Origin of the sequence: Candidatus Pantoea carbekii (assembly GCF_000971765.1) — a bacterium.
In the GTDB taxonomy this organism is placed as follows: Bacteria; Pseudomonadota; Gammaproteobacteria; order Enterobacterales; family Enterobacteriaceae; genus Pantoea_A; species Pantoea_A carbekii.
Genome location: NZ_CP010907.1, coordinates 16,350 through 30,717 on the forward strand (window position 1 = coordinate 16,350; position 14,368 = coordinate 30,717).

A 14,368-nucleotide genomic window follows, 5' to 3' on the forward strand; every position below is an offset into this window, starting at 1 on the left:
ATAGTAAAGATAACATACGATTTAAAATACTTTTAAAAGATGTATTCAATTTTATTACACAAATAATGCATCTATCTAATATTGATTTGGATTTATTATAGCATTGAAAATGATAAATTAAATTTAGATCTAGCATGCTAGATCTGATATTAAGACTTTACAGTAATAAAAAATTGGGGAATAAAATGTTTCAAAAAGACGTTATAATTACTGCAATTAATGGTTTTCACACTCGTCCTGCAGCTCAGTTTGTGAAAGAAGCTCAATCTTTCCATTCTACAATTACAGTGACATATAATGGTAAATCTGCTAGTGCGAAGAGTTTATTTAAATTGCAAACTTTAGGTTTAGCTAAAGGTACTATAGTGACCTTATCTGCCGAGGGTAAAGACGAAAAACAAGCAATTGAATGTTTAGTGAATATTTTAGCTGAACAAAAATAAATTTTTAACTGTATATCTATAATATAATTTTATTTATAAATAATTTATTCGTTTTTTTAAATGATAGATCTATATTAGTTTGTAAATAAAAACACGAAAAAAATGACAACCTATGATGTTAACAGGTAATCTTAATTAAAGGTAACATTATGATTTCAGGTATCTTAGCATCACCCGGCATTGTTTTCGGTAAAGCTTTACTGTTTCAGCAAGATGAGATAGTTGTCAACTGTCAAAAAATCACTAAAAAACAGGTTACAACAGAAATTGAGCGTTTCCTGTTAGGACGAAGTAAAACGGTTAAACAAATTGAAGATATGATAATAAAAGCTTGTAATGTATTTGGTAAAGATAACGCTATGATCTTTGAAGGATACATTATGTTACTTGAAGATGCGGAATTAGAGCAAGAAATCACAGATTTAATTAAAAAAGATTATTTTACAGCTGATGCTGCTGTTTATTCTGTAATTCATACTCAAGTTAAAGCACTAGAACAACTAGAGGACGAATATTTAAAAGAACGTGCGGCTGACGTACGTGACATAGGTCGGCGTCTGCTACAAAATATTCTTAATTTACATATTATGCGCTTCGAAGAGATCAATGAAGAATCTATTTTAGTAGCAAAAGATTTAACACCTTCAGAAACCGTGCAGTTGAATTTTAAAAAAATATTAGGTTTTATTACCGATTCTGGAGGCTCTACCTCACATACTGCTATTATAGCGCGATCTCTTGAACTCCCCGCTATTGTAGGAACTGGTAATGCAACCATAAAAGTAAAAAATGGTGATTTTTTAATTTTAGATGGAGTAAATAATAATATTTATATTAATCCAAATGATGAAATAAAAGAAAAAATGAAGGAAATTCAAGCTCTTTACATATTAGAAAAACAAGAACTATTAAAACTAAAAAATTTGCCTGCAATTACATTAGATGGTCACAGAGTTAAAATATGTGCTAATATTGATGCTGTGCATAACATTATAGCTACAGAATACAATGGAGCTGAAGGGGTTGGTCTATACCGTACAGAATTTTTATTTATGGACCGTCATTCTTTACCAACGGAAGAGGAGCAATTCCAAAATTATAAAATAATTGCTGAAGCGATAGGTTCACGGAAAGCGATTGTACGCACAATGGACATTGGTGGTGATAAAGATGTAAAGTATATGAATTTACCGAAAGAAGATAATCCTTTTCTCGGACGTCGTGCCATTCGTATTGTCTTGGATGAAAAAGAAATTTTACATGCTCAACTCCGTGCCATTCTACGCGCGTCTTCTTTCGGTAAACTGAGTATTATGTTTCCAATGATTATTTCGGTTGAAGAAGTCAGAAGTTTAAAAATCGAGCTTGAAATGCTGAAAACTCAATTACGTAAAGAAGGTAAAATCTTTGATGAAACTATTGAAGTAGGTATTATGATAGAAACGCCCGCATCAGCTGTCATGGCACATCATTTAGCAAAAGAAGTTGACTTCTTTAGTATTGGAACGAATGATTTAACACAGTATACTTTAGCAGTGGATCGTGGTAATGATTTGATTTCGCATCTCTATAACCCGATGACACCTTCTGTTCTTAATCTGATTAAGCAGGTGATTGATGCATCACATGCTGAAGGTAAATGGACAGGCATGTGTGGTGAACTAGCAGGTGATGAACGTGCTACACTGCTACTTTTGGGAATGGGATTGGATGAATTCAGTATGAATGCTATTTCAATCCCAAAAATAAAAAAGATTATTCGTAATGGCAATTTCGAAAATGCAAAAATGTTAGCTGAACAGGCTCTTACTCAACCTACAGCGGAATCTTTAATGAAGTTAATTAATAAGTTTGATAAAGAAAAGCTCTCTGTTAATCCACGAGATCATTGGCCTCTAATTACTGCTTAGGAGAAAATCATGGGTTTGTTTTCTAAACTTTTTGGTGACAAATTAGAGAATGCATTAGGAACAATTGATATTGTTGCACCATTGTCGGGCGAAATAGTAAATATTGAAGATGTACCTGATGTAGTATTTGCTGAGAAAATCGTGGGTGACGGTATTGCTATTAAACCGATTGGTAATACAATGGTAGCACCCATTGATGGTACTATAGGTAAGATTTTTGAAACTAACCATGCTTTTTCAATTCAATCAAATAACGGTATTGAAATATTTGTCCATTTTGGTATCGATACAGTTGAGCTGAAAGGTAAAGGCTTTAGACGTATAGCCGAAGAAGGTCAAAAAATAAAAAAAGGTGATGCAATAATTGAGTTTAATCTACCATTGCTTGAAGAAAAAGCAAAGTCTACGCTTACACCTGTAGTAGTTTCTAATATGGACGAAATTAAAAGTTTAGTCAAATTTTCTGGAAAGGCAATAGTAGGAGAAACATTAATTATGCGTGTTAAAAAATAGCAATAACTTTGGTTATAGTTTGTATTTGGAATATCAAACGGCATCTCAATAGGTGTCGTTTTATTATTAACTAACTTTGTAAACATTAAAACGGTATATTATTTATAGCTCTATAAATAAAATAAAAGCCTTTGTAAAATAATCTATTATATGATGTTACAACTTTCTTAACATTTCATTTGATGTAACGGTATTGTTCCATGGTAAAGTCGTGCTTTTTTTAGCCCAATAAATAAGTATTCACCGTAAGTTGGAGAGATATTTTGAATATTATATACTACGGAAAAGGGTTTTTGATCCAAAGCAGTAGGTTGTACCATTAACTGCCAAAAATGTCCGCGTGGCTTGATATCTACTATCTTAACACGCCAGCATGTTTCGCAACTTACTTCACGTGAAAGGCTAATTTCCCAAGGACGCAAGAAAATTTCAACATTGCCTTCATATATAGATTTATATCCTAACGGCCAACAATGTTCATCGATATAAAAATATGAACCTTGTACTATCCCTTTGAAACAATTAACTTCTCCGAGAAATTCCAGTACAAAACGAGTTTGTGGTTCTCGCCATACTTTATCTGGTGTACCAACCTGTTCAATATTTCCTTGCTTCATAACTACTAAAGTATCTGCTACTTCTATTGCTTCTTCCTGATCATGGGTAACAAATACACCTGTAAATTTTAATTCTTTATGTAACTCACGTAACCAACGTCGTAACTCTTTACGTACCTGTGCATCTAGTGCACCAAAAGGTTCATCAAGTAATAAAATTTGGGACTCTACTGCTAGTGCACGTGCTAATGCTACACGTTGCTTTTGTCCGCCGGATAGCTGTGAAGGATAACGATTTGCTAAATGTGATAACTGTACTATTTCTAATAAATTGTGTACTCGTTTTTTTATATCATGCATAGAAGGTCGTTTATGCCGTGGAAGTATTGTTAGACCAAAATCAACGTTTTCAAATACCGTCATATGACGAAAAAGTGCATAATTTTGAAAAACAAAACCTACCCTACGATCGCGTGCATGCAACGAACTCACATTTTTTTCATTAATGTAAATTTGACCACTAGTTTGATAATCTAAACCAGCAATGATACGTAGAAGAGTAGTTTTTCCAGAACCGGATGGACCTAACAGTGCTACCATTTGACTAGTAGAAATATCTAGAGACACATTATTTAATACGACAGTATTTTCAAACTGTTTAGTAATTTTTTTTATTGTAATACTCATGATTTTATCCGATTAGTACATTTAATTATCTTTTTGCCATTTCAATAAGCTTTTTAGAAATAATGTAGACATTGCCATTAAAGCTAATAATGCAGAAGCTGTGAACGCACCTACAGTATTATAATCCTGATGTAATAATTCAACTTGAAGCGGCAAAGTATAAGTTTCACCACGAATAGAACCTGATACTACAGATACTGCACCAAATTCACCGATTGCACGTGCATTAGTTAATACGACTCCATAAAGTAATGCCCAACGAATGTTAGGTAGTGTAACGCGTAAGAACATTTGCCAACCTGATGCACCTAATAATAATGCAGCTTCATCTTCATATTTTCCTTGGCTAAGCATGACAGGTATTAATTCACGAACTATAAATGGGCAAGTAATAAAAATGGTTGCTAAAACCATACCTGGCCAAGAGAACATAATCTGGATATTATAACTGTCCAACCAACTTCCAATTGGACTATTAACTCCCCAAAATAATAAGCACATTAAACCTACTACAACAGGTGATACAGCGAATGGTATATCAAAAAATGTTAATAAAAGTTGACGACCGAAAAATGTAAAACGAGTTACTAACCAAGTAAACAATACACCAAAAAATAAATTAATTGGTACAGTAATGAAAGCGACCAACATGGTGAGCCAAATAGCGTGTAACATCTCTCGATTTTTTAAATTATAGAAAACAGCATCTATACCGTTACATAATGCCTTCCAAAAAATAAAGATCATGGGTATTACTAACAATATGTTACAAACTATAATCCCTATGCTAATAAGTAACCATTTACTATAGTTGTTGATAGAGTTTTTATTAAATTGGAATAACTTTAAAAATTCAGACATCATTAGTTTCCTAAACGACGACCAAAGCGGTTTTGGAAAGTATTTATAATGCATAATAGTATTAAAGAAACAATCAATATCACTGAAGCAATAGCACTAGCTGCTGGATAATCAAATTCTTGTAATTTTATAAAGATCATTAGCGATGTTACTTCTGTTTTCCAAGCGATATTGCCGGCAATAAAAATAACAGCTCCAAATTCTCCCAGACTACGTGTGAAAGATAAAGCAGTGCCACATAATAATGCAGGTGCAACTTCTGGTAAAATTACGCGTTGAAAAATTTTCCATGAAGTTGCACCTAAAATTTCTGCCATTTCTTCATATTCAGGCGCTAGATCTTCTAAAATTGGTTGTACTGTGCGTACTACAAAAGGGATACTCGTAAAAGACATGGCTATTGCAATACCTACCCAAGTATAAGATATTTTTATATCAAATTGTGAAAGCCAATGACCATACCAACCATTTGATGAAAATAATCCTGCTAAAGTTAAACCTGCAACTGCAGTGGGCAATGCAAACGGTAGATCAATTAGACTATCTAAAAATATACGACCTAAAAAATCATATCGAGTTAGAATCCATGCGATCAACATGCCAAATATCGCATTGAATAAAGATGCAATACTTGCCGATAAAAAAGTTACTTTATAAGCTGTAATTAATTGTGGATTAGTAATGATATCGCAATATTGAGAAAATGTTATTTTTGATAATTGAATCACTAATGCACTAATAGGTAATAAGATTATTAGACACGTAAAAAGTAGGCTAGTTCCTAAACTTAGACCAAAACCTGGAAAAACACGCTGTCGTATTAGGGAAAGCATTAAAATCGCCCTATGTTTAGTAATTTATCTAATTCACCACCGCTAGCAAAATGAGTTTGCATAACTTTATGCCAACTACCAAATTGATCAGTAACTTTAGATAGTACAGTTGTTGGAAAATATGATTTTTTACTTTCCATTAATTGAAAATTATTTACACGATAGTAAAAATTAGTGAGAATTTCTTGTGCTTCTAGAGTATAGAGATAATTTAGATAAGCTTGAGCAACTTGAGTAGTTCCATTATGTTGAACATTTTTATCTATCCAAGCTACCGGAAATTCTGCTAAAATATTAATTTTTGGCACTATGACGGTGTATTTATTTTTGCTATATTGATTACAAATGTTATTGATTTCTGATTCAAAACTAATTAATACATCACCTAACCCACGTTCAATAAAAGTAGTTGCCGCACTACGTCCACCAATATCAAATACTTCAACATTCTTTAAAAAAGCTGTCATAAAAGCTTCAGTTTGAAGTTTATTTTTCCCATCCGCTTGATCAGCTGCATTCCAAGCAGCGAGATATGTATAACGACCATTACCGGAAGTTTTTGGATTAGGAAAAATCAGTTTTACATTTTTACATACCAGATCAGACCAATCATAAATATGCTTTGGGTTATTTTTACGCACTAAAAAAGCCATAGTAGAGTAAAATGGAGAGCTATTATTTGGAAGACGGCTTTGCCAATTAGTTGGAATTAAACACGCTTTATCATGTAAAATTTGCACGTCTGTAACTTGATTATAGGTTACTACATCAGCACGCAATCCTTGCAATAGAGCTAGTGCTTGTTTTGATGAACCTGAATGCGATTGTTTAATAATTAATTTATCATTAGGGTGACTAGCATTCCAATGCTTTTTAAAAGGACGATTAAGTGCAATAAATAATTCCCTAGAAACATCATAAGAGCTGTTAAGTAATTCTGTTGCTTGAACTATACATGCTATTATTAATAATACAGCAATAAAAAACAAAAAACATTTTTTCGAAATCAAAAATATCATTTTACACCTTAAAACGGTGATTACTAATGCTATTAAATATTGCCAGTGTATTTATAACTTTGCGAAAATTAATAATGTTTTTATATATTATTTCGAGATTTTAAATTCTAAAAAATCATAAAGTTATATGTAAGATTGAAAAAATGAATTAACATATTTATATAACTATAGTATTTATTGATTAAATGCTTTATATGATTACATAAAAATAGAATTTAATTATTTCCGATTGAATAATACTATATTTATCTATTGGTAACTGAATTAAAATAATCAATGCTTAGATTATATATAAATAATTTAATCAAATAAGTATTTTTATATATCGCTAAACTAAATAATTTTCAAACGATTTTTAAAAACTCTCTCAGAATATACTGCGTGATATTGTTAATTCTAACTATGTACTATATTATAAAACGAAGAATAAGATATAAAAATCTAAAAAAATGATTTCAAGTATAGAAAAAAATAAATACAAATTGATGTGTATTATCTTGTAATTAATGACTCACTGATAACTAAAATGTATCTCTGAACTACTATTGCAATGTTTAACTAGCCAAAAAAACTAGTTTTTTTCTTAACAATTCATTAAAAGATGCGCACAACTCCGTATTCAATAATTCAGATTTATAAAAAGATAATAAACATTGATTTTATGTTTAAATTAAATTATTAATTATTTTATAGAGATTATAAAAATAATGTTATTGATAATGAATGTAATTAATTCTTCAATATCTTGCTAAAGTAAAGAACTAATTTCTATTAAATTTAACTTGCAAAATAGATATAATTTATTTTGATTAATGAGTTTTTATAATTTAATTTATAATAAAATATTAAGTAAGATTCAGTATATGAATTAAAATAATGATATGATATTCAATTACTATTATGATTTTATCATCAGTTATTCTAACCGATTTTTTAAAAAAATCGGTTTATAAAATAATGTACTGTTATTTCAGTCACTGTAATATCCTACTTCTGAATATCTATTTCACAATAGATAACGAAATTATAATACAGGATTTATCTCAATATTGATAAATATAATAAATTTCTAGTTTTAAAAAAACGCTCTTAATAAGATAGATTACTATTTTTATTTATTAATAAATCTAATTGATGAAATTTTATAACTATAGTAATTAGATATTCAAAAAATTGAAAGTAATTATTTGAAATGATTCACTTATGGTTTCTTATTTATTTGTGATATTAAATCTTTTATCTTTACAAAAGATATTGAATTTCTTACAATTGTGAATATTAAATTTTATTACATCTTTATTAAAAATTTTAGCTATTTAGAATATATCTGTATTGTTTTCATTAAATCATGCTAGTTGATAATATAATGAAATTATTTAAGGCATGTTATGCTAACATGATTAAAATACATAGTAAGTTAACGTATTAATTATTTAGCACAATACATATAAAATCAGATAGAAACAAAAAGTTAATAATCTTAAAAAATGCATGCTTTATGTGCTTAGTTAATCTAAAAAATACATACAACTTATTTTAAATAAACTATTAATATTTAAAAATTAATAATTTTTATTAAACGTTTTCTGTGGGAAAAAAATATGTATTGTCCAATTGTTGATTTGGCTCAAAAGCTAATTCGCTTACCTTCTCTTACTCCTCATGATGCAGGATGTCAAACTCTGTTGATAGAACGCTTAGAAGCTATTGGTTTTTTAGTAGAATCGATGAATTTTGGCGATACAAAGAATTTTTGGGCAACACGTGGTCAAGGTGAAACACTTGTTTTTGCTGGTCATACTGACGTAGTCTCCCCTGGCGATGCTAGTTTATGGATACATAATCCTTTTGAACCTTTTATTCAAGAAGATATTTTATTTGGACGGGGTGCTGCAGATATGAAAGGATCGTTAGCAGCTATGATAGTAGCAGCAGAATATTTTATTGCAGCATATCCTAATCATAAAGGACGTTTAGCATTTTTAGTGACTTCTGATGAAGAAGGTAGTGCTTTTAATGGTACGGCAAAAGTAATTGACAAATTAATATTGCGTCAAGAATGTTTAAACTATTGTCTTATCGGTGAACCTTCTAGTGATGAGATTGTCGGTGATGTAATAAAGAATGGGCGACGTGGATCAATTACAGGTAATTTGGTAGTATACGGTATACAGGGTCATGTAGCATACCCGCATTTAGCAGAAAATCCAGTTCATCGTAGCATACCTGCATTAAATGAGCTTATTCAAACAGAATGGGATAAAGGAAACGTTTTTTTTCCACCTACTACAATGCAGATTGTTAATTTAAAATCTGGCAGTGGTAGTAATAATATTATTCCTTACACATTTTCCGTACAGTTTAACTTCCGATTTAGTAATCAAATTACTGATGTGATGATTAGAGATCAAGTTGAATCATTGCTTAAACGTCACCAACTACACTATACCATAGAATGGAATACGTCTGCTCAACCTTTTTTAACTTCAAAAGGTAAATTAATTGATGCTGTTGTAAGTGCCATTATAAGCTGTAATAAAATTAAACCGCGTATATTAACTACCGGAGGAACATCTGATGGACGTTTTATTACACGTATGGGTACACAAGTTGTAGAATTAGGCCCTATAAATAAGACTATTCATAAAATTAATGAATGTGTAAAAATATCTGATTTAAAAGTACTATCTAGTATGTATCAACATATTATGCAAGAGTTAATTGCTTAGCTTTAAAATCAGTATTTCATTAAAAAACGTTTTAATATACTTGTTAAAATAGCAGTATAATATTTTCGATAAATCATCTGATGTACTGAGATAAAAAGAATATTTTTAATACAAAAGTAATTTTTGCCTAGTTTTTAATAATCTCTTACTTTAAGAAGACATATGATTATTAATTTTTTGTAAAATATTTATAAAATATATTTATTATACTTTGTAACGCTTCGATTTTATTAAGTTTTACAGATAAATAATCAGCTTTAAATCTACATTAATTAAACTACGTATATTCTGACCAAAACGATTTTATCCATTTTTTTAAAACTTTTTTTCGATAAGCGAATATATATAACCAAAATTTATTGTCGAATGTTATTTATTTTAAATAAATAAAATTCGAATTTTAAAGTCATTAAACTAAGATTTACTTCATCAAATAATTTACATAATAAATCATAAATTTGTCTACATTAAGGCTCAAATTGTTATAACATATACTTTCCTTACCAAGTTAAACGCTTCTTAATAAAAATAAGATTTGTTAATTGTTAATTATTTGAATTGTGGTTAGCATCATTTTTTTAAAAAAGATTTAGCAGCAAAAGTGCACGTTCATAAGCTTTTTTATAACTAAATTTCTGATGAATGATCTGGAGCTATACAATTATGTGCTACCTATTTAATAGGTAGCATTGCAAATTGTCATTTTACTATAATTTCATTATGTTGTAATGATCTTTTATATGAAAGTGAATATATTGTTGGTGTCATTTAGTAGTCAAACCTAATTGAATTTATTGTTTGATAGTTATTTGCACTAACTGGTTTTATTTGTATATCATTTTTTGACGTGATATCTCTGTAGAATTCTGACAGTTATAGATTTATGTTATTAATAGAATATATGGTTTTTCCTTTACCGGAGAGCATTAAACGTGCTAGTACACTTAAACGCTAAAAAAATTTAAATAATATTAAAAAGATTAGTAAGTATAATATATAATATTGGATTATTCAAGGCATCTTGAACATCACTCATTCATAATTTTGTTAATATTTTATGCTAGAATTAATTTGGCATATAATTTTTCAAACATCTGTATTACTGATAATGATTAATATCATTTAACGGTATTTTCATTAAAATATTTTCTATATTAAATATTTTTTACTTACCATAATACATAATTAACTATCCTTAATCAGTTGATATTTTATATTTAATAATAGCTAATAAAATTCAGCAGAACAAAAATCTACTAAGAATTAGATCTTAATTATCAATATGTTTTAAATTTAAAATATTTAATTAATTTCATTATTAGACTTTGGTTACCAGCATCTATCTTATCATCCATAGTTAAAATAAAATCATTTAACATTTGAAGAGTATAGTATCGTATCTGATCTGGTGAATTAACAGATTTTGTTCCTTTTATCAGTTTTAATAAACGCACTTTTAAAATTTGTCGATTATCCTCGTGACAAAGATTAATCTGATAAAAAGCCTTGTAATGATGATTTACATCGATATCATAATTGTGACATTTAATCCAATCAGTTATCAACTGTTGTGATCTGTCATCACGTTGTTTAATAGGTAATTTGTAGAAATGCATAATATTAATTATTTTTGGCCAAATTGCACTACGACTATCGTTGACATAAATAATACCAGTGTTATTAATGTATTCTGCGGAGAGGACATTCATGAGTGATAATGACTGCGTTATTGGAGGATGAATATTTAATTTATTACCAATCGGACCGCGAAAAATATTCTGAGGTATATCATATTCACTATGCTGTAATGGCAAAATTATCCCTGTTGGCATTTTTAGATCACATAGTCTAGCAGAGTGCAAGTAAAACTCATTATTATTATCTATTGGTAGAACGTGAATCTGATAACTAGAATTTGAACAAGCTGATAATAATATTAAAGCAAAAAAAACAAAAAAAATGTGAGAAATTGAGTATTTGTTTGAATAATTCATTGAATCTCCACAAATTATCCTATATTTGAATTAATTAATGCCTGTGTTACTTTAAGTTGACCCTCTTCAGTTAATGGTGTCATTGGTAAACGTAAAGTATCTTGTATGATTAATCCTTTCCGTTTTGCAACCCATTTCACAGGTATAGGATTAGGTTCGCAAAAAAGCATTTGATGTAAATACATAAGACGTTTATTCAATTGACGTGCTTGAGCAAAATCACCTAATAATGCCAATTTACAAAGTGAAACCATTTCAGGTGCGGCAATATTAGCAGTAACTGAGATTACACCTTTACTACCTAACTGCATCGAATCCAATGCGGTCGCATCATCACCACTTATTAAAATAAAATCATCATTAACTAACGTTTGTATTTGACTAAAACGTGACAAATTACCTGTTGCTTCTTTTATACCAATAATATTTTTGATTTCGGCCAAGCGTGCTACGGTTTCTGGTAGAATATCACAACCGGTACGCAAAGGGACGTTATAAAGTATTTGAGGTAGATTAGTACTTTCTGCAATAGCTTTAAAATGTTGATATAAACCTTCTTGTGTAGGTCGATTATAATAAGGAGTGACTGTTAGACATGCAGCTATACCAGAATTAGCAAAACATTTTGTAAGAAATATCGCTTCAGATGTAGCATTTGCACCAGTACCAGCGATAATGGGGATACGACCATCTGCCATATCTAGCGTCATCATGACTACTTCTGCATGTTCTTTATAGCTAAGAGTCACTGATTCGCCAGTTGTACCAACCGAAACAATCGCTTGAGTTCCACTAGCAACATGATAATCAATAAGTTTTTTTAAACTTGTCCGACATATATTGCCTTTTTGATCCATTGGTGTAATAAGTGCAACAATACTTCCCGTGAACATGAATAATCTCCCTAAAAAAACAAGTGTTTCATGTTGCTTTTTATATGAAAAGAAAAGCAAGTGAATCATTACGCATATACTATACCACATATAATATGTTTTTTACTTTCATTAAATTTTATTAAATATATGTAAAAAATTTTGAATACCTTTTTACAATGGATATATAAAAAAATATGTATATCATATGTGTAAAGTATATCATGAGATGATAATACAATTAAATATAAGTATAAAATACTATTAAATTACTGTATACATTAAAATTGTCATATTTAATTTTTATGTAAATTGGGATATTAATAGAAATTTCAGTAGGATCTTTTAAAAATGTTGAAATTTTTAATCAATACTATTATCAAAAAAAATTTTACTATGATCCTTAGAAAAGAATAAACAAAGCTTCTATGATTTTTAACCAATTATAAGATAATATTTTCAATAATATTGAAGTGATTCATAATATAAGCATATTAACGGGAATAATTAAAACTATCTTAAATTAATCCTTATGTCTATCGATTAAATTATTCATAAAATTTAATTTTGAATTTTTATTAACTAATACTAATCATATAAAATATTTTATATCAAATTCAATCTATTGAAAATTAGCATAAAAAATTTTTATATTTTTTTCTAAAAAAAATAATATTTGATTGTATTTAAAATACATAATCAAATAAATATTTTTAGTTACTAAAAATATTTTACTTATTACTGAAATTATAGTGCGCTTTGTACGTTATAAAATATATATAACGAACTAATATTAGCATGTATCACAAATGGAAAGAGCGCTAAATTGCATTTGAAAATGAATTTCAAATATTCACGACAGTACCAGTATGCTTATAGTTATAAGATATGTAAATAATATTATAGTTGATCTCTAAAGCTTATTTTATTTATTATACTATTATTAGTAAATTAAATATTAATGCCCCTTAGCCTATTTATTTAAGGTATTTAAAGTTGTTTACATTCAAGTAATTTACTAATAGATAAAAAATGAGAGCAATACTATTTAGTAGAATGATACTTATAAGTTTTTACGTAAATCTAGAATAATCAAAAATAATTGATAGTTTGAAATAAAGAGTAGTTATACATTAATTGAATTAACTTTAAGCGGTTTACTTTGTAGTGAGTCTTTAATTTTAGAAAAGAGTTTTTATATTAGTCATATATTCCTACAATTTATGAATAAATTAATGCAAATAATTGATTAAGAAATTATTTTCTAACAGTCTCTCTTATTTCCATAAAAAATATCTTAGCTCTTCTTTAACCATTCAAGTACTTACAATAGTGCATCTTAAAGATTGTGGCTTTTTAGATATTTCTGTGTGTGCATTACCAAAAATTTCGGCAAATTACAAGAAAGTAATTAGCAATAGATAGAAAAAAATATATTATATCTAAGTATAATATGTACAATTATTATCCATTTCTATGGAATGTTGATATGAATTTTTAATTCATAAAAGCAGAAATGAAAAAGTGTGTAAAATTAGTATGATTAAAATTTTTAATTTAACTAAAAAACTTTTAATTCATGAAGAAATTGGTCTTTTCAATCTCAAAAAATAATCTTCAGGCTATTTTTTTAAATTTGTGCAATTAAGTGAAAATTGATAATAATATTGCTTTTATTTTAACAAAAAATTAGGAAAAAATTAATTAATATTTAAAAAATAGTATGTCTATACATGTGTTACTTAATATTTATTTTAACGATCTTAAAACTTATTATTTTTAGACCGTAGAAAAATTCATTATTATGATTTAAACTTAGTAATGCTAGTAAGTGATTATAATTTTTTTAACACAATGTTTTTATTGCATTTTATGATCAATGATTTCTTAAATATGTAGTTTTCTTTGCGAAAAAAACATCTAGGTATTCATTCTCATCATCTTTGGTTT

Annotated in this window: 10 protein-coding genes; 4 read left to right on the forward strand and 6 right to left on the reverse strand. The window is 28.5% G+C overall.

Annotation, left to right across the window (positions count from 1 at the left end):
- Positions 1–185 precede the first annotated feature (185 nt).
- From BMSBPS_RS00070 to crr, 3 genes are all read left to right on the forward strand, one after another.
- Entirely contained in the window at positions 186–443 is a 258-nt protein-coding gene (locus BMSBPS_RS00070; RefSeq protein ID WP_022564376.1) for an HPr family phosphocarrier protein, read from the forward strand.
- Between the two features lie 149 nt (positions 444–592).
- Positions 593–2,353: a phosphoenolpyruvate-protein phosphotransferase PtsI gene (gene ptsI / locus BMSBPS_RS00075; RefSeq protein WP_022564377.1), complete on the forward strand. Its 1,761-nt coding sequence runs from the start codon at positions 593–595 to the stop codon at positions 2,351–2,353.
- Positions 2,354–2,362: 9 nt separating this feature from the next.
- Complete coding sequence (gene crr / locus BMSBPS_RS00080) at positions 2,363–2,866, forward strand: PTS glucose transporter subunit IIA (protein ID WP_022564378.1); 504 nt, start codon at positions 2,363–2,365, stop codon at positions 2,864–2,866.
- A 167-nt stretch (positions 2,867–3,033) separates the two neighbouring features.
- Here the strand turns inward: crr and cysA are convergent, their stop codons facing one another.
- Genes cysA through cysP form a run of 4 tightly spaced genes read right to left on the reverse strand, consistent with a single transcriptional unit; the run spans position 3,034 to position 6,823 of the window.
- Complete coding sequence (cysA, locus tag BMSBPS_RS00085) at positions 3,034–4,110, reverse strand: sulfate/thiosulfate ABC transporter ATP-binding protein CysA (RefSeq protein ID WP_022564379.1); 1,077 nt, start codon at positions 4,108–4,110, stop codon at positions 3,034–3,036.
- Positions 4,111–4,131: 21 nt separating this feature from the next.
- Positions 4,132–4,971, reverse strand: a complete 840-nt coding sequence (cysW, locus tag BMSBPS_RS00090) for a sulfate/thiosulfate ABC transporter permease CysW (RefSeq protein WP_044169983.1) — start codon at positions 4,969–4,971, stop codon at positions 4,132–4,134.
- A 2-nt stretch (positions 4,972–4,973) separates the two neighbouring features.
- Complete coding sequence (gene cysT, locus BMSBPS_RS00095) at positions 4,974–5,804, reverse strand: sulfate/thiosulfate ABC transporter permease CysT (RefSeq protein ID WP_046201045.1); 831 nt, start codon at positions 5,802–5,804, stop codon at positions 4,974–4,976.
- Positions 5,804–6,823: a thiosulfate ABC transporter substrate-binding protein CysP gene (cysP, locus tag BMSBPS_RS00100; RefSeq protein WP_022564382.1), complete on the reverse strand. Its 1,020-nt coding sequence runs from the start codon at positions 6,821–6,823 to the stop codon at positions 5,804–5,806. Before cysP ends, cysT begins: the two co-directional genes overlap by 1 nt.
- A gap of 1,601 nt (positions 6,824–8,424) precedes the next feature.
- On the opposite strand from cysP, the gene dapE reads away from it, so the two are divergent.
- Positions 8,425–9,552, forward strand: a complete 1,128-nt coding sequence (gene dapE, locus BMSBPS_RS00105; RefSeq protein ID WP_022564383.1) for a succinyl-diaminopimelate desuccinylase — start codon at positions 8,425–8,427, stop codon at positions 9,550–9,552.
- Positions 9,553–10,829: 1,277 nt separating this feature from the next.
- Here dapE and bamC read toward each other — a convergent pair.
- Positions 10,830–11,546, reverse strand: coding sequence for an outer membrane protein assembly factor BamC (gene bamC, locus BMSBPS_RS00110; RefSeq protein WP_052719887.1), 717 nt, complete (start codon positions 11,544–11,546; stop codon positions 10,830–10,832).
- A gap of 14 nt (positions 11,547–11,560) precedes the next feature.
- Positions 11,561–12,439, reverse strand: coding sequence for a 4-hydroxy-tetrahydrodipicolinate synthase (dapA, locus tag BMSBPS_RS00115; protein WP_022564385.1), 879 nt, complete (start codon positions 12,437–12,439; stop codon positions 11,561–11,563).
- Positions 12,440–14,368 lie beyond the last annotated feature (1,929 nt).

Bases quoted from the DNA above. Each gene is read 5' to 3' on its own strand.
- BMSBPS_RS00070 (WP_022564376.1), top strand. From the start codon at position 186: ATGTTTCAAAAAGACGTTATAATTACTGCAATTAATGGTTTTCACACT.
- ptsI (WP_022564377.1), top strand. From the start codon at position 593: ATGATTTCAGGTATCTTAGCATCACCCGGCATTGTTTTCGGTAAAGCT.
- crr (WP_022564378.1), top strand. From the start codon at position 2,363: ATGGGTTTGTTTTCTAAACTTTTTGGTGACAAATTAGAGAATGCATTA.
- cysA (WP_022564379.1), bottom strand. From the start codon at position 4,110: ATGAGTATTACAATAAAAAAAATTACTAAACAGTTTGAAAATACTGTC.
- cysW (WP_044169983.1), bottom strand. From the start codon at position 4,971: ATGTCTGAATTTTTAAAGTTATTCCAATTTAATAAAAACTCTATCAAC.
- cysT (WP_046201045.1), bottom strand. From the start codon at position 5,804: ATGCTTTCCCTAATACGACAGCGTGTTTTTCCAGGTTTTGGTCTAAGT.
- cysP (WP_022564382.1), bottom strand. From the start codon at position 6,823: ATGATATTTTTGATTTCGAAAAAATGTTTTTTGTTTTTTATTGCTGTA.
- dapE (WP_022564383.1), top strand. From the start codon at position 8,425: ATGTATTGTCCAATTGTTGATTTGGCTCAAAAGCTAATTCGCTTACCT.
- bamC (WP_052719887.1), bottom strand. From the start codon at position 11,546: ATGAATTATTCAAACAAATACTCAATTTCTCACATTTTTTTTGTTTTT.
- dapA (WP_022564385.1), bottom strand. From the start codon at position 12,439: ATGTTCACGGGAAGTATTGTTGCACTTATTACACCAATGGATCAAAAA.